Genomic DNA, 14,637 nt, shown 5'->3' with positions numbered 1-14,637 from the left:
GTTGGGACTATGTTCTTCGAGCCCCCGTCGGCGCAGGATGATGAACCGACCCGCCCACCCAAGCCTGGGTTCCCGGCTTGGTACGCTCCTTCGTCGGAAGAGATGGGCGCGGTGATGGTCAGCGGTCTGGTGGTGGCCCGCAACCCGAATGTCGCCATCACCTTGCCGACGATCCAGGCGTTCAGCAACGGCTGCCTGATGAACGTGGACATCGTCATGAAGCGGCGCACTCTGTCCCCCGATGACTTCCAGGCCCTCCAGCTCTCCGTCTACCCCCACATGGTCACCGGGGCGAGCTCCGGTCGGCTGCCGGACAACCTGCTGCGGTTCGGCGTGCGCTTCGCCGACGGCACCAAGGCCACCACCATCGGGCAACGTTTCGACAGAACAGAGATCCCGCAGGATCCGCCACCGGGCCCGCGGCTTTCCTGGCTGTTCGGCGGCATGTCGATGCGCAGCGGTGACGAGGATGCCGGTGTCGTCAGCGTGGACCTGTGGCTTTGGCCCTCCCCACCCCGGGAGACCTTCGAACTCGGCGTGGAGTGGCCCGCCGGCGGAATCGAGCTGAGCATCGTCGAGCTGGACGGCGCGGCCATCGCGTCCGCCGCCCAGCGGTCGGTCCCGTACTGGCCGGATTCCCCGCAGGGCGAGTAGACCTCGCCCTGCGGGGATCGCGGACGAGTCCCGCTCGCCGTCATCGGCCCGCGCGGCGGATCGGGAAATACGTCGGGCGGGGCGGAACGGTCAGGAAATCGCCGATCAGGCGCGTGCACAACGCGGGCTTCTCGTGCAGCAGCACGTGCGAGGTGCCGGGTACCACCGCCAGCTCGGCATCGGGGATCGCCCGGTACAAGTCCAGCGTGTGCTCCAGGTGGACGATGTCGTCGTCAGCGGCCACCACGAGGGTACGCGCCGCGATCGCGGAAACCTCGGCCTCGGTCATGGCGAGGGGGTCCGCGGCGATCCCCTCCATGATCTTCGCGGCGACCACGCGGAAGTGGTCGCGCCCATCCGGGGAAACCTCCGCGTACGCGGCGACGACCTGCTCCGGCATGTCGCTCCCGTCGCCGGACGGCGCGACGATCATGCCCTCGTGATGGAACGCCGCACTGATCAGGACCAGGGAGCGGACGAGATCGGGACGGCGCACCGCGAGGGCCAGCGCGATCGTGCCGCCGAAGCTGTATCCGGCCAGGTCGACGGGCCCGCCCGACTTCTTGGCCGCGAACTCGCAGAACGCGATCGCGTCCTCGGCCAGCAGCGGCAGCGTGATCGGTCCGGGCACGTCGGGAGTGCGTCCGTGCCCACGCCTGTCGGCCGTGAAGACGGTGAAGTCGCCGGCCAGGGTGTCCAGGTTGCCGGCGAAGTCCCTGGAATCGCTGAAGCCACCGTGCAGCAGCACCAGGCCATCGGCGCCGGATCCCCGCTCGTCGTACCAGGTACGCACTCCGTTGAGGTCAACGTACATCGTCGCATCGTTCCTCTCGATGAAGGATCGGGTCGTAGGAGGTACGAGGCGCAGGTACCAGACTCATCGCTGCAAGCGCGTCCCAGGGTTATCCCTCGAGGAAAATCCGGATCTTGAACGGGAGGGAAGCGGGCCGGAGTATCGAGCCGCCCCCTACCGATCGGAGCTCCCTCGTGCGCAAAGTCCTCGGTCATCCGCTGTCTCAGGCGTTCGCCCTGCTGGTCGTGGTGCTGGCCGTGTTCTTCGTCCTTCAAGCCGTCCTGGCCGCCGCCTTCCGGATCGGCCCTGAGAACCTCACCCCGGCCTTGGGGCTGCTGCTGGGCCTGACAGGAGTGGTGGCGGCGCTGGTCACCGTTCCGCTGGCGCGGCGCATGGAGGGCGAGTCGCTCGCGGGCGTCGGCTTCCCGGCCAGGAACGCGGTCCGCCATCTGCTGGGCGGACTCGCGCTCGGCGGCGGAATTCAGGCGGTGGTGTTCGGGATCATGGCCCTGGCGGGCTGGTACACGGTCTCGGCGGTCACGGTGGACGTCGGTTCGCTCGCCACCATGACGTTGCTCGCCCTGTCCGTCGCTTTCTGGGAGGAGTGGGCCTTCCGCGGCGTGATGCTGCGACTGCCGGAGAAGGCCATCGGCTCCTGGTGGGCGCTCACGCTCAGCGCCGTGGTCTTCGGGCTCGTGCACGCCCCCAACGCCAACGCCACGGCGATGTACCTGTTCGGCGTCAGCGTGACGGGCGTGAGCGTGATGGGCAGCGCCTTCCTGCTGACCCGCTCGCTGTGGCTGCCCATCGGCATCCACACCGGCTGGAACCTGATCCAGAGCTCGGTGTTCGGGGCGGGATCGACCGGTGCCGGCGGCATCAGCGAAACCCCCCTGCTGCGCGGGCATGTCAGCGGCCCGGAGCTGTGGACGGGCATCCCCGGCGTTCCGGAGTCCGGGCTCGTCCTCATCCTGGTCGCCACGGCCGTGGGAGCCGTCCTCCTCGTCATGGCCGCGCGGGCGGGCCGCATCCGGCCGCCGCGCAGGAAGACCGCTGCGGCTACCGTGTGACCGTGCAGGTGATGATCGCCGACGACTCCGCGCTGTTCCGCGAGGGCCTGGCCGTCCTTCTGGAACGCGCGGGGTTCACCGTCACCGGCCTGGCCGGCGACGGGCAGACGCTGGCACGACTGGTCCGAGCCGACCCTCCCGAGGTGGCGGTCGTGGACATCCGCATGCCGCCCACCCATACGGTCGAGGGCCTGGAGCTGGCCGTACGGCTGCGCCGTGAGCATCCGCTCGTCGCGGTGCTCCTCCTGTCCAACTACGTGGAGACCCACCACGCGGGACAGCTCTTCGGCTGTTCTCCTCAGCGGACGGGCTACCTGCTGAAGGATCGGGTCGGGGCGCCGGACGAGCTGGCCGACGCGCTGCACCGCGTGACGGCGGGACAGACGGTGCTCGACCCCGCCGTGGTCTCGCGGCTGGTGTCCCGGCCCCGTGAGCCCGGCCCGCTGGACCGGCTCAGCCCACGCGAGAGGGAGGTGCTCGCCCTCGTCGCGGAGGGCAGATCGAACCAGGGCATCGCCGACCTGCTGGGGCTCACGCAGAAGACGGTCGAAGGCTACGTTCGCGGCGTGTTCGGCAAGCTCGGCCTAACCGACAGCGCCGCCGACAACCGACGGGTCCTGGCCGTCCTCCGCTACTTGCGCGGGTAACACCGCTCTCACGGTGGTCCCGCCCCCAGACGGGCTGTGCAGGGAGAAAACGCCCCCGCACGCCTCCACCCTGTCCGCCAGGCCGCGCAGGCCGCCTCCGAGAACGGCGCCGCCGCATCCGTCATCGGTCACCTCCACGGTCAGCAGGCCCTTCCCCAGCACAGCAGTGATCTCCACGGTCGACGCGCGGGCGTGCCTGCCGGCGTTGGCCAGCGCCTCCGCGGCCACGAAGTACGCGGTGCGCTCGGCCTGCGGCGCCGGCCGTACGGGCAGATCAGCGCGCACCCGGACGGGGAGGGCGGCCCGCTCGGCCAGCGAGCCGAGCGCGGGGCCCAGCCCGGCATCGGCCAGCACCGCGGGGAACGCGCCGCGCGCCAGCTCCCGTAGCTCCGCCAAGGCCTGGCCCAGCTCGGCGACCGCCTGGCCCAGGCGGGCCGGCTCGTCATGTGCCAGTCCCAGCAACAGCTGCACATTGACCAGCCGCTGCTGGGCACCGTCGTGGATGTCCCGTTCGATCCGGCGCCTGGCCTCATCGCCCGCGTCCAAGAGCTCGGCCATCCGGCGCGCCGCCTCCCTGCGGCCGAGCACGACGCGATAGGCCAGCGGCCAGACGATGAAACCCAGGACGACCAGGCTGTCCAGCAGTCCGCCGGTGAAATAGACCGCGAGTCCACCGGCCTGCGCCAGGTTGCCTACCTCATGTGCCAGCACCAGCAGCATGAGCATCAGCCCGGAGAACGCGACGGCCGCGCTGCGTTCCCGCCGCGGCAGCCGAGCCCAGCGCACGTATACCGCCGCCGACAGGGCGACCGTGTATCCGCCGGTGATCGCCACCCCGATCAGGGCCAGCGGCATCCCCGCCCCCTCCCAGCCGATCGCCCGGGCCAGGCAGAGGCAGCCCCCGCCGGGCAACTCTCCGTACGCCATCCACATCGCGCCGGAGAGGAAGGGCACCGCGTAGGCGAGCGCCACCACCCCGCGCAGGGCCGGCGTGTCCACGCGGCCGTGCGGAAGCAGGACCATCACGTGTCCGAGGAGCCCGTGCTGAAAGGCCGACGCGGCGGCGCCCAGAGCGAGAGCCGCGGGCGTGCCCGCGTAGCCGGTCCCGCTGGCCAGCCACATCACCCCGCTCCAGGCCAGCAACGATCCCACCGCGCTGTCCGGCCACCGCCCCCTCGCCCACAGGCCGGCCGTCACCGCAGCGGCCCCCGCCGCATATCCCATGAGCAGCAGCGGGACCTTCGTCACCACGAAGTCCGCGCCCACTATGGCCACGGTTCCCGACGCGGCGAGCACGACCGCCAGCAGGATGATCAGTCTGTGCACCCGACCATTGTGGGGCGTGGCCACGTGAGCTTCGCGTGGTTTCACGACACGAGGGCGCTGCGATCCCTGCTCTATTGACCCGCTCTCCGGGTTCGCAGCTGGTCCAGGATCGTTTTGGCCGCTTGGTGGTCCGTGTGCTCCCGGGGCGTCGCCTTCACGATCTGCCGGGCCAGCTGCTCCGCGGTGGCCGCGTGCCCCGTGTCGCCCGTGTACTGGAAGGCCGCCAGGTGGGTCCGGCCCAGGTCCAGGGCGCGGTCAAGCAGGTTGTGATCGCCCTCCGGAGTGGCCTCCCACGCCTGCCGGGCCATGTCCAGGGCGCTGTCCAGATCGTCGACATCGCCGCGGAGGTGGTATCTGGCCAGGGTCGCCTGCTGCAGCAGGCCCAGCCGGGAGGCGGCGATGGAGACGAGCTCGTCGCCGGCGGTGCCCGCCACCGCCTCGGTCAGCATGCTCACGGCCTCGTCCAGGTCGGCCTCGCGCCCGGTCGCCCCGTAGCGGAACAGCAGCGCCCGCCCCAAGTTCGAGCGGAACATCGGCCAGTCCTCGTGCCCGGGGGGCACGGCTTCCGCGGCCGTCCTGATCGCCTCGATCCCGGTGTCGAGGTCCTGCCTCTCCCCGGTCACCGCGAAGCGGAACTGCAGCAGTCCGCCGAGCCGAGACATCCGACCGGGATACCACTCGTGATCGTCCGGTGTCCGGTTCACCACGTCGTCCATGGCCGCCACGGCGTCATCCAGGTCCTCGGCAGCCCCGGTGCGACCCCACCGCGCTTCCCTCGCCTCGGCGACGATCACGAGGTAGCGCAGCTCGTCCACGGTCACCGGGTCGCTCAGGCCGTACCGGATGCGCGCGACGAGATCGTCGAGGTGGGCCAGGGAAGCGCCGAGCGTCGCCATGGTCAAGTGTTCCACCGGTGGCAGCTCAGGCCCTGGCAACGGTGAGCGTTCCGCGGCCTGGCGGACGGCCGCGATCTCGGCCGCGTCCGCGTGGGCCAGCAGTTCGTCGGCGGCGTGTCCGTCCTCCTCGTCAGGCCTCACCAGATGCCTGGCGTACCGCAGGAGACCGACCGCCGCTCGGGCGCCCTTCCGTGCACTCCGGCCGCGTAGCGTGCCCGCGGCGGCCAGCAACGCCGCCGCGTCCCGCAGACCGGCCGGATCGCACAGGTCCCGCGTGTCGCTCGTGCGTGTGAACCATTCGACCCGCCGCCGCACCGACTCCAGCAGTTCCCCTGCTGTCACCGCCATGCCGCAATTGTCACAACTTGCGAGACTATTAGATAGATCCCGTCCGAAGACGAGCACAGAGGGGTCAAGGGCCCCGGAACCGTGGCTGTGGACCTTGTTGTTCGCGAGTTCGTCGTCGCTGCAGCCGGAGGTCCGGGGCCGGGGAACTGCCGTCCACGCTGTCAACGACGGCCGAATTGGCGCGGTGTTCGTCCAGGCGGTGTCCGCCCGTGGCGTGCCCGAGGGCACCGCGATGCCCTAGCCCCTACCAGGGCATCGGGCACACCATCAAGGAGTGGGCCAAAGCGCTGCCCCGCGGTCGCGATCTTGACCGAAGACCGCAAGCCGGCACTGACAGAGCCACACCTGTGCCCGCCGGGACACCTCATGCTGCTGCGCCGGTGCGCGGAGCTCCACGCGGCACTCCTGTTACCCGCCTACGCGCCCGAACCCCGCCGAGGACGTCCGGTCTCTGCTCTGCCGGGGCCTGGCCAACTTCGTCGTCGCGGACCTGCCCGGGCTCGTCCAGAACATCAAACGCAAGCTGAAGAAGATCCAGTGCCGGCCCCACCTGCTCACCGGATGCCTGGCCCAGACCGGGCTCACCCTCGACACCCCGGCAAAGTCATGACCGACTCTACGAATTCAACCTGTGTAGGTAGCGGTCATATGGAAACGACTCGGGCACAAAGATCGAGCTCTACACCCCAGGCCGTAAGATTCATTGGGTCGGCGATGCCTTGATCCAGTTCAAGCCGCCAAGATGTCCAGACTCCTCAGCGTCGAACCAAGGCTTGTGATGCGTAGGTTAGCCGGTGCCATCTTGACCACAACGCTCCTCCTGAGCTGTTCAGCACAGAGTCGCGAGGAACGAGATCCCCCCATTGGATCAGAAACTCGGGCGTTCCCTTCGACCAGCACCCCTCCCTTCAAGGAACGTGCCCTAGCAGACTTGAGACGGAAGATCAAGGGAAAGACTGTACTTTTTCACGCCGACGAGAAGGCGGAACAGAGTAACTGGATCGCCAGGGTGAGGGTCGGCACCTATTATAAAGTGGCGGTGGATTGCGTTGGCTCCGATAGAAATCTGATCGTTAAGGCGACCAATGGTTTAAATATGGTTAGCCAATGCTTCGCTGGTTATAACACTTGGACTGTCGACAACCTTCCAAGGAAAGCCCCTAGAAACTACAAGTTAACGGTCCAGGCACCACGGGGAGCCAAGTGGGCATTACTCATCGCCCGCTTGCCCTGACCGTATTGCATGCCCATATGATGGGACCGCCGGCGCAGCATGATTGCGATGCCGGTGTTCGTCCGATGACGCAAAGAAGCTCCTTGCATTAATCAGAAATTCTTCATCTGCACTTCTGGTCGATCCTCTGGGAAGATCGCGTTCATGCGTGAGACGGATGGCCGCAGACTGACCCCGAGCGGTCAAGAGAATGATCGGCTCCGGGCCGCCCGCTTGCTGCAGGAGGGCCACAACACCGAAGACATCATGAAGATCTTCGGCCGGAGCCGGGGGTGAGCGTATGGCATCCAGAAGGTCTTGCGATCTGCCGGGATCGATGCCCTGGCGGGTAGGCCGCGGCCAGAGGGGCCGAAGAAGGTCGATGCCACGAGAAGGCGCTCGCGATGATCCATGATCATACGCCGCAGGACTTCGGGTTTGACTCTGCGCTGTGGACCCGGGCGATCGTCGGAGACTTGATCTTTGAGCGGCTCGGGATATCGATGTGTCGCTGCCAACGGTGGGAAAGACTCTTTGAAAACTCGGGGCACTACGACAGGCGGCCGCATGAACCCATGCGGCACACCGGCGTGAGATCACCCGGCCCACCATCACGACGGCCTGACGGCCATCATTCGACAGAATCAAGCCATGGAGTGTGGGGCAACCCGCAGCCGGAGTCAGCGCGACGGCAGCCTGCGGACCATGACGCCGACGAACTGGTCAGGACGGACGAAGCCGTAATCCCTGGAGTCCCAGCTGACGGCCGGGTTGTCGCCGAGCACGACCAGGGACCCTCTCGGCACGACCTTCTCCGGCACGTCACGAAGCGCCGGGACGCTCTGCCTCGGCACGGGATCACCCGCCACGGCGACCGCTCGTTTGACGAGCAACTGCCGATCAGGGTGATCCAGCGCCCCCACCGGCGTGGCGTCCTCCGCACGGTCCAGGTCGTCCTGGCCGACACCTGGTGGCGGCCCGTCCGGCAGGAAGGGCACGGGAATCTCGACCACGACGATCTGGCCCACGCGGACCCGCCTGGTCCTGCGGACGAGCAGCCGGTCCCCCGCGCGCAAGGCCGGCTCCATGCTCCGCCCGTCGACGGTGGCGACCAGGTAACGCCGTCGGGCCCACCAGAGCGCCAGCCCGCCCGTCAGCAGACCGCCCAGCAGCAGACCGAGGCGGATCCGGCTCATCGCGCCTCCTGATATCCCGCGGCCTGGAGCTGGAACAGCCGGGCGTACCGGCCTCCTGCGGCGAGCAGCATCTCGTGGGTGCCCTGCTCGGCGATCCGCCCCTCGTCGAGGACAGCGATGAGGCCGGCGTCACGCACGGCGCTGAGGCGATGGGAGATCAGCAGACTGGTACGTCCCGCCCGGTGCTCCCGCATCCGCGTGTGGACCTCGTGCTCGGCCTCCGGGTCCAGACCGGAACTGGGCTCGTCCAGGATCATCAGGTCCCTGCCGTCGCGGACGAAGGCACGGGCCAGTGCCAGGCGTTGCCACTGTCCGCCGGACAGCACCACCCCGGTCTCCGGGTCGTCCTTCTCGGCTTCGGAGAAGAAGATACGGGTGAGCAGCGTGTCGTATCCGCGCGGCAGCGTGGCGAGCTTGTCGTGCACTCCCGCGCGAACCGCCGCCTCGGAGAGTCTGGCCCGGTCGTCCAGGGCGGTCAGCTCGCCGAGGCCGATGTTCTCGGCGGCCGTCATGTCGTAGTTCATGTGGTCCTGGAAGACGGCGCTGATCCGTTCGCGCAGCGTCTCCGGCGCCATCTCGCGCAGGTCCACGCCGTCCCACAGGATCCGTCCGCGGGTCGGGTCGTACATGCGGCACAGCAGCTTGATGAGCGTGCTCTTCCCGGCGCCGTTGAGCCCGACGAGGGCGACCGAGCAGCCGTGCGGAACTGTCAGATCGACCCCGCGCAGCACCCACGGGTGATCGTCGCTGTATCGGAACCACACGTCCTGGATCTCGATGCCCCGGCGGAGCGCCGGAGCCGCCTCCTCCCCCAGGCTCGGCAGGTCCGGCTCGGCCCTGACCACGGCGACGTAGTGCGAGAAGGCGAGGAGGCGCTCGTGGGCGGACGCGACCGACGAGATCAGCGTGTCCAGCGCGACCTGCACCCCGGCGACGGCCGCGACGAACATGGAGACGTCACCCACACTGAGGGAACCCCGGCGGGCGGCTTCGATCGCCCACCACAGCCCGAAGCCCGCCACCGCCGCGCTCAGCAGGGTCAGGCCCCCCTGGGTGACAAGTTCACGGCGGTCCATGTGGCTCTCGGCCGCGTCGGCCGTGCGCCGCTCGGTCATCATCCGCGCCCGCAGGAACGCACCGATCCCGAACAGCCGGATCTCCGTCGCCGCGTCGACGTCGGTGAGCAGACGGCTGTAGAAGAACTCCCGGCGGTGGAACCGCTCGGTGTCCCACTGCATGGCGGCGCGTCTGCGCGAGAGCAGCAGTTGGGCGACGAGTGCCGGAACGGCGGCCAGCAGCACCAGGGCCGTCATGGTGGGGCTGAGGATCAGCAGGGACGCCACGAACCCGATGAGGGACAGGCCACCCTGCAGGGTCCCGCGGACCTCGTTCACCAGGTCACCGGCGGTTTGAGCGCCTTCCTTCGCCAGGCGCAGCCGATCGAGGAACACCGGATCCTCGAACCGCCGGAGGCCGACCTGCCGCTCGGCCGCGGCGAACAGCCGGTCGGTCGCGACGGCTCCAGCGGCACGGCCGGTCTGGGCCTGCAGGTAGCGGCTGATCCCGGGAAGCGCGGCCGTGGCCAGGCCGGCCACCGCGAGGCCGAGGGCGAGATGCGCGACCGCGCCGTCCGGGGCGGCCAGCCGATCGAGCACCGATTTGATCAGCCACGCGGTGGTGAGCGGCGCGGCGGTCTCGGCGAGGGTCAGGAAGGCGTAGCCGGTGACCCCCGAGGGCGCTGACCTCCAGGTCAGCGACACCGCCTCCACCGCCGCCGCGGTCAACTCCCGCAGCCCGGCCTGCCGGCTCACGTACTCTCCTCGCCCTCCGGCGGGAGAACGACGTCCGCCGGGTCCACCAGGACGTTCACTTCGGGGACCCGAGGGGCAGGTCCTCCAGGCGGCCACCCGCCGCGACGACGCGGTGCTCGGCATCGATCAGGTAGACGGCCGGAGTCCAGGTGTTCTCGAACGCGTTCTCCACCGGGCCGTCGTAGTCCTCGACGATCACGCGGGCCACCGGCGCGAGCGTCTCGACGGCCTTGGGGTCGCTCCCGGAGACCACCGCGAGGGCGTTGTCCCGGCCCACCGCGCGCGAGTGCTCGACGAAGCCCGGGATCAGACGGTGGCACGGTGAGCACCCGGCGGAGAAGAAGCCGACAAGGCCGCTGATCGTTTCGTGGGACACGGGTTCGCCGTCGATCGTCACGGCGGTGAACTCGCCGACCCGCGAACCGGGCCGCAAGGTGATCGGCAGTGCGGCCGGCACATCATGGTGGCTCTCCTGCCGCTTCAGCCTGCGGATGAGTCCGAGGGTGAGCATCAGGTTGAACACGCAGAGCAGACCGATGAGCACGACCGCGGCGGTCAGATAGGGCATCAGATGGTCCTTGCGAAAAGGTCGACGATGTCGTCGAAGAAGACGACCAGGATCGCCCCGACCAGCCCCGCCGCCACCGTGACGACCACCCCGGCCAGCGGCGGGAGACCGGCGGGCGACAATGCGCCGAGCACGGCGGCGGTGAGCAGCAGGCCGTTACGAGCCAGGTGGCGTGGTCCGATCGGTGTCGAGGACGCGCCGAAGCAGCGGCAGGGGGCACGCCGGCCTCGGGCCAGTGCGGCTCCGATCGCCACGGTGAACGCCGCGAGCAGCGCGGCGGCGAGGCCGAGTCCGTACGCGGTGGCCGGGGGCACGGCGATGAGGAGCGGAATCAGCGCCTCCAGCGCGACGACCCCCGCGGCCAGGGGGCGGACCAGCGCCGGCCGCACCGGGACGAGCTCGGGCAGCGAACGGGCGAACCCGCCGAAGTCCCGCGCCTTCGACATCGCCGTGACCACGAAGACCAGGCCGATCAAGCAGGCACAGCCGATCCGGACGTACTCCATGCGCACCTCCCCTCCCGCGAAGCGGGCGGCGGGGACGCCGCCCGCTGTTCACCTGTTCAGCGGGCGCGCATCAGCAGGTGCCGACCTTGATCGGAGACTGGCACCCCTCGTCCTTGCAGCAAATGATCAAGTACTTCGTCCCGCTCCTGCAGACGTAGGAGCGACTGCAGGCCGCCTCCACGGTCACCTTGGGAGCTACGCGCGCCAGCAGACGATCGACGAGACCGAGCATGATGTCTCCTCTCCGGCCCTCTCAGGCCGATCTGATAATGATCACGATCATGGTGCCTTCTTGATCTACGGCGCAACGGCCTTGACCGAATTCGTCAAAAAAGATCACAAACCGTACCCCTCTCCGAACGCACCGTGCCGGTGATGCCCAGTTCGATCGTGGTGAGGCGGCCGGCGACGCCGCGGTGGGTGAAGAAAGCCCATCCGTCGGCCTTGAGAATCCTCAGCCTCGTAGGCGCGGTCGGCTCCGGCGTCGATGCGGGCTCGGGCGCTCCCGTAGGGTTCAGGGTGGCGGCCCCGTGCTTGCTTGCCGCAGGCAGGGGCGCCGGATCCTGAACTCCGCCGCAGTATGATCTTCAATGTCGAACCCGGGGGCAGAACATGGGCGCACCTATGCCTGATTTACCACAGGGTGTCTCCGGCTGGGTCCGCACCGTCTGCTGGGCCGCGCTCGCCCTGTTCCTCGCGGCGTTCTCGGTGTTCGAAAGCGTCAAGTACGGCCTGCCGACCAGCGCGGCCGCCCTGATGTTCTTCGCCCTGCCCAACCTGGCACGACTGGCCCGGGTACCCCCTTCCGGCGTGCTGCACCAGGCGGTGCACCGAGTGTGGATCCCGCTCGCGGTGCTGATCGGCTACACCTTCGGACCGATCGTGTGGCCGCCGCTGTTCACCGCCGGGCTCGGCTGGCTCACCCGGATCGCCGTCGATCGAGCGCTTGGGCGTGCGGCCTCCGCTCTGCTCTTGCGCAGAGGCCGGCAGACCAAGGGGCCGGAGCGTGAGGCGCCCGAGAGGCTCCGGGACGCTGGCGGTTCATGATCGGACGGTTGCCGGCCGGCGGCGCGGCGACCCTGAGCTCCTCGCCGGTGGTCCTGGCCGGCGGGCTCGCGCTGCGGGCCGTCGTGCTGTTCAGCGTCCAGCTCCGACCGCTTAAAGGTAGCCGCGGGCGGCGTAGTCGTAGCTGTCGTTGAACCGGACCCAGGCCTTCTTGCCCTCGAAGGGCTCGAACTGATCCGGCTGCCACTTCTTCTTGTTCTTCAGGAAGTACGTGGCGGCCTCGCAGCCGCCGCGCGCCCAGAACGAGGAGACCTTGTCCCGCCAGTAGGCGGTGAAGTTGAACTTCTTGCAGTTCGCGGCGGAGGCCCGCCACGCGCCCATCGCGCCGCGCCAGTACTGGTGCTCATAGACGCAGTAGTAGCCGGCCGGGCAGGACTTGGCGGTGGCCGCCAGCACCACGCGGACGTCGCCGCCCTGCCAGGAGATCTCGTTGTTGCCGACCTTCGTCCCGCCGGGGAACGCGGCCATGTAGGCGTCGACCCGGGCGCTGCTTGAGGCTGCCTGGGCCGGGAGCGCGCCGCCGGCGATGACACCGGCGCCGATGACGATGGCGGCCACTCTCATGAAACTCATGTCGTCTCCCTCTTCGTGTGGTGAACAGGAAGATAGGCAGGCCGATGTTGAGCCCGTGTTGAGTGCGTGTTGACCCCGCTCGGGTCAGTCCGCGGACAGGAACGCCAGCGCCTCGCGGAGCATGCCGCGGGCGTGCTGTTCGGGCAGTTCCGCCGTCGAACCGCGCGCCGCGAAGGTGACCTCGAGCCCACCAGTACACGACCCGGTGTTCGTCCCGCTAACCTGAGCGGTCATGCTACAGAAGATCGCGTTAGTTGGACTTGTCGGCATTTGCCTGGCGCCTGCTGTGCCTGTGCAGGCGGCCACGAAGCTGCCGAAGAACTTCCTGCTCTACGAGCGCACGGCCCGCGAGGACATGGCACGTGACGACCCTGATGACATTTACGACTATGAGGAGACCTGGCTCTACGACGACAGAGCCAACCAGCCGCTCCTGGCCAACCCCTGCTACACCGTCGCGGTCGCCACGGGCCCGAGTACCAAGATCGGGCTGACCGGCCGCAAAGCCGTGCGGTCGGTGACCTTCAGCTCCCAGGAGTACTACGGAACGCAGGAGCAGGTGATCGTCTATCGCTCCACGAAGATCGCCAAGAAAGTCATGCGCGACTGGAAGGCCGCAGCCGCCCGCTGCGCGCGCAAGGGCAGCAAGGCCCAGCCGATGGGCGTCTTCCGCCGCAAGCTCTACCCCAGTTCCCTGGGCGACCAGGCCTGGGCGGTGAAGGGCTACAACACCGACGACGACGACCAGTGGGACGCCTACGTGATCGTCCGTCGGGCCAACGCGATCATCTACTACGGTGGACCGCGGCAGAAGCAGCAGAAGAAGCCCTTCGCCAGAGACCGGCGGGACGCCATGAAGATGCTGGCCAAGATTTGCCGGGTGGCCTCCTGCTGATGGTCTGGCAGGGAGGCCTTTCACGCGTCATCATGATCAATCGTAGACCGGTGGCGGTGTCGGCACTGCCCGACCCGGTCGAGTAGTAAGGCCAGAGCCCGGCCGCCGAGCCGTCGCCTGAGCTGCTGCAGGTCACGGTGATCCGTGATCCCGACGACTCTCTTGGCCACCCAGGCACGGCTGCGCCGGCTCAACGCCCCTGACGCCGGGGTGCTGGTCGACGACCCAGCACTGGACGCCCCACTTGATCATCATACTAACGGTATGATGATGCGATGAATACTGCAGCCGCCGAAGCCACGCCTGACCGTGCGGAGCCATCGCGGGCCGCGCTGTATGTAGCCCGCGACGTGCCTGGGCCGAAGGTCAAAAAGGCCATCACGATGCCGGAACAGCTTGCCGCCGAGATCGACGCGCGCATCGGCCGCGGTGAGTTCTCCGCTTTCATGGCCACAGCCGCGCAACACTGGTTGGACCTGATGAAAACAGGCGAGATCGTCGATGAGTACGAGCGGCAGCACGGCCCGATCAGCGAAGAGCGGTTGGAGCAAGCGAGGCGTCGGTGGCGCGACGCCTGAAACACCTCCCGGTCGCAGTTGCCGGGCCGCCGCTGGTGCTCGACGCCCAGGCCCTCTCGCTGCTGGCCGATAACCACGCCGACACTGTGGACCTGGTGGAGGTGTCTCGCGAGGACGGGTATGCCGCAACCGTCAGTGTCGTCACCCTCGCCGAGCAACGCCGGACCGGGCAGGCAGCCGCCCGAATGCGCTGGCTCCGCTCTCGGCTGGTGATCGTGCCCGTCACCGGGCAACTGGCCGATCTGGCGGCGGAACTGCTGGAATACGCCGGGCTCGATGGCCACAGCAACGTCATCGACGCGCTCGTGACGGCCACGGCGGCCTCCGCCAACGCCCCGGGCCGCCTGCTCACTGCCGACGGCTCCCATATTCCCGCCTTGTGCAAGGCTGCAGCCGAGTTGGGTGCGCGGCAGATCCAATGGCTCAATGTCTAGGAGGAGCCATCGGCCCATCGTCAGCGCGATTCTCAGAAGCGCTCACGTGAATGGGGGTCGCGAC

16 protein-coding genes are annotated in these 14,637 nt (G+C 68.6%); 7 read left to right on the top strand and 9 right to left on the bottom strand.

Annotated features, from left to right (window positions below; all coding sequences use genetic code 11):
- The first annotated feature begins 102 nt into the window (after window positions 1-102).
- A complete protein-coding gene (locus tag ACIBX3_RS15180; protein ID WP_397117077.1) occupies window positions 103-654 on the top strand; it encodes a hypothetical protein in 552 nt (183 codons plus the stop codon).
- A gap of 40 nt (window positions 655-694) precedes the next feature.
- On the opposite strand, the gene ACIBX3_RS15175 is transcribed toward ACIBX3_RS15180, so the two are convergent.
- Complete coding sequence (locus tag ACIBX3_RS15175; RefSeq protein WP_397117075.1) at window positions 695-1,468, bottom strand: alpha/beta fold hydrolase; 774 nt, start codon at window positions 1,466-1,468, stop codon at window positions 695-697.
- A gap of 173 nt (window positions 1,469-1,641) precedes the next feature.
- Between ACIBX3_RS15175 and ACIBX3_RS15170 the strand changes: the two genes are divergently transcribed.
- Both ACIBX3_RS15170 and ACIBX3_RS15165 read left to right on the top strand, forming a co-directional pair.
- Window positions 1,642-2,517: a CPBP family intramembrane glutamic endopeptidase gene (locus tag ACIBX3_RS15170; protein ID WP_397117073.1), complete on the top strand. Its 876-nt coding sequence runs from the start codon at window positions 1,642-1,644 to the stop codon at window positions 2,515-2,517.
- 11 nt (window positions 2,518-2,528) lie between these two features.
- Complete coding sequence (locus ACIBX3_RS15165; protein WP_397117410.1) at window positions 2,529-3,164, top strand: response regulator; 636 nt, start codon at window positions 2,529-2,531, stop codon at window positions 3,162-3,164.
- On the opposite strand, the gene ACIBX3_RS15160 is transcribed toward ACIBX3_RS15165, so the two are convergent.
- The 6 genes from ACIBX3_RS15160 to ACIBX3_RS15135 all read right to left on the bottom strand — a co-directional run bounded on the left by ACIBX3_RS15160 (window position 3,102) and on the right by ACIBX3_RS15135 (window position 11,028).
- Complete coding sequence (locus ACIBX3_RS15160) at window positions 3,102-4,490, bottom strand: sensor histidine kinase (RefSeq protein WP_397117071.1); 1,389 nt, start codon at window positions 4,488-4,490, stop codon at window positions 3,102-3,104. The two genes, ACIBX3_RS15165 and ACIBX3_RS15160, sit on opposite strands and share 63 nt — an antisense overlap.
- A gap of 71 nt (window positions 4,491-4,561) precedes the next feature.
- The gene (locus ACIBX3_RS15155; RefSeq protein WP_397117070.1) at window positions 4,562-5,734 is read right to left on the bottom strand and encodes a hypothetical protein; all 1,173 of its coding nucleotides are present in this window, start codon (window positions 5,732-5,734) and stop codon (window positions 4,562-4,564) included.
- 1,893 nt (window positions 5,735-7,627) lie between these two features.
- Entirely contained in the window at window positions 7,628-8,143 is a 516-nt protein-coding gene (lepB, locus tag ACIBX3_RS15150; RefSeq protein WP_397117069.1) for a signal peptidase I, read from the bottom strand.
- On the bottom strand, window positions 8,140-9,954 hold the full coding sequence (locus ACIBX3_RS15145; RefSeq protein WP_397117068.1) for an ABC transporter ATP-binding protein: 1,815 nt from the start codon (window positions 9,952-9,954) through the stop codon (window positions 8,140-8,142). Before ACIBX3_RS15145 ends, lepB begins: the two co-directional genes overlap by 4 nt.
- 55 nt (window positions 9,955-10,009) lie before the next feature.
- A complete protein-coding gene (locus ACIBX3_RS15140) occupies window positions 10,010-10,522 on the bottom strand; it encodes a peroxiredoxin family protein (RefSeq protein WP_397117067.1) in 513 nt (170 codons plus the stop codon).
- Window positions 10,522-11,028 (bottom strand): MauE/DoxX family redox-associated membrane protein, encoded by a 507-nt coding sequence (locus ACIBX3_RS15135; RefSeq protein ID WP_397117066.1) that lies wholly within the window; start codon window positions 11,026-11,028, stop codon window positions 10,522-10,524. Before ACIBX3_RS15135 ends, ACIBX3_RS15140 begins: the two co-directional genes overlap by 1 nt.
- A gap of 624 nt (window positions 11,029-11,652) precedes the next feature.
- Here ACIBX3_RS15135 and ACIBX3_RS15130 point away from each other — a divergent pair.
- The gene (locus ACIBX3_RS15130; RefSeq protein WP_397117065.1) at window positions 11,653-12,075 is read left to right on the top strand and encodes a hypothetical protein; all 423 of its coding nucleotides are present in this window, start codon (window positions 11,653-11,655) and stop codon (window positions 12,073-12,075) included.
- 111 nt (window positions 12,076-12,186) lie between these two features.
- Here the strand turns inward: ACIBX3_RS15130 and ACIBX3_RS15125 are convergent, their stop codons facing one another.
- Both ACIBX3_RS15125 and ACIBX3_RS15120 read right to left on the bottom strand, forming a co-directional pair.
- Window positions 12,187-12,666 (bottom strand): peptidase inhibitor family I36 protein, encoded by a 480-nt coding sequence (locus ACIBX3_RS15125; protein WP_397117064.1) that lies wholly within the window; start codon window positions 12,664-12,666, stop codon window positions 12,187-12,189.
- Between the two features lie 84 nt (window positions 12,667-12,750).
- A complete protein-coding gene (locus tag ACIBX3_RS15120; RefSeq protein ID WP_397117063.1) occupies window positions 12,751-12,900 on the bottom strand; it encodes a hypothetical protein in 150 nt (49 codons plus the stop codon).
- A 52-nt stretch (window positions 12,901-12,952) separates the two neighbouring features.
- Between ACIBX3_RS15120 and ACIBX3_RS15115 the strand changes: the two genes are divergently transcribed.
- The 3 genes from ACIBX3_RS15115 (at window position 12,953) to ACIBX3_RS15105 (ending at window position 14,573) form a co-directional block, all read left to right on the top strand.
- Window positions 12,953-13,561, top strand: a complete 609-nt coding sequence (locus ACIBX3_RS15115) for a hypothetical protein (protein ID WP_397117062.1) — start codon at window positions 12,953-12,955, stop codon at window positions 13,559-13,561.
- 275 nt (window positions 13,562-13,836) lie between these two features.
- Complete coding sequence (locus ACIBX3_RS15110; RefSeq protein WP_397117061.1) at window positions 13,837-14,139, top strand: hypothetical protein; 303 nt, start codon at window positions 13,837-13,839, stop codon at window positions 14,137-14,139.
- A complete protein-coding gene (locus tag ACIBX3_RS15105; protein ID WP_397117060.1) occupies window positions 14,124-14,573 on the top strand; it encodes a hypothetical protein in 450 nt (149 codons plus the stop codon). The genes ACIBX3_RS15110 and ACIBX3_RS15105 overlap by 16 nt, the downstream gene beginning before the upstream one ends.
- The last annotated feature ends 64 nt before the right edge of the window (window positions 14,574-14,637 follow it).

It is taken from the genome of Nonomuraea sp. NPDC049480 (assembly GCF_044465905.1).
Classification (GTDB): domain Bacteria; phylum Actinomycetota; class Actinomycetes; order Streptosporangiales; family Streptosporangiaceae; genus Nonomuraea.
Note: the sequence above shows the minus strand (reverse complement) of the source record. Positions and strands in the feature narration are given on the sequence as shown.

Coding starts and splice junctions, on each gene's coding strand:
- ACIBX3_RS15180 (WP_397117077.1), top strand. CDS start 103: ATGGGCGCGGTGATGGTCAGCGGTCTGGTGGTGGCCCGCAACCCGAAT.
- ACIBX3_RS15175 (WP_397117075.1), bottom strand. CDS start 1,468: ATGTACGTTGACCTCAACGGAGTGCGTACCTGGTACGACGAGCGGGGA.
- ACIBX3_RS15165 (WP_397117410.1), top strand. CDS start 2,529: ATGATCGCCGACGACTCCGCGCTGTTCCGCGAGGGCCTGGCCGTCCTT.
- ACIBX3_RS15155 (WP_397117070.1), bottom strand. CDS start 5,734: ATGGCGGTGACAGCAGGGGAACTGCTGGAGTCGGTGCGGCGGCGGGTC.
- lepB (WP_397117069.1), bottom strand. CDS start 8,143: ATGAGCCGGATCCGCCTCGGTCTGCTGCTGGGCGGTCTGCTGACGGGC.
- ACIBX3_RS15140 (WP_397117067.1), bottom strand. CDS start 10,522: ATGCCCTATCTGACCGCCGCGGTCGTGCTCATCGGTCTGCTCTGCGTG.
- ACIBX3_RS15135 (WP_397117066.1), bottom strand. CDS start 11,028: ATGGAGTACGTCCGGATCGGCTGTGCCTGCTTGATCGGCCTGGTCTTC.
- ACIBX3_RS15130 (WP_397117065.1), top strand. CDS start 11,653: ATGCCTGATTTACCACAGGGTGTCTCCGGCTGGGTCCGCACCGTCTGC.
- ACIBX3_RS15125 (WP_397117064.1), bottom strand. CDS start 12,666: ATGAGTTTCATGAGAGTGGCCGCCATCGTCATCGGCGCCGGTGTCATC.
- ACIBX3_RS15120 (WP_397117063.1), bottom strand. CDS start 12,900: ATGACCGCTCAGGTTAGCGGGACGAACACCGGGTCGTGTACTGGTGGG.
- ACIBX3_RS15110 (WP_397117061.1), top strand. CDS start 13,837: ATGAATACTGCAGCCGCCGAAGCCACGCCTGACCGTGCGGAGCCATCG.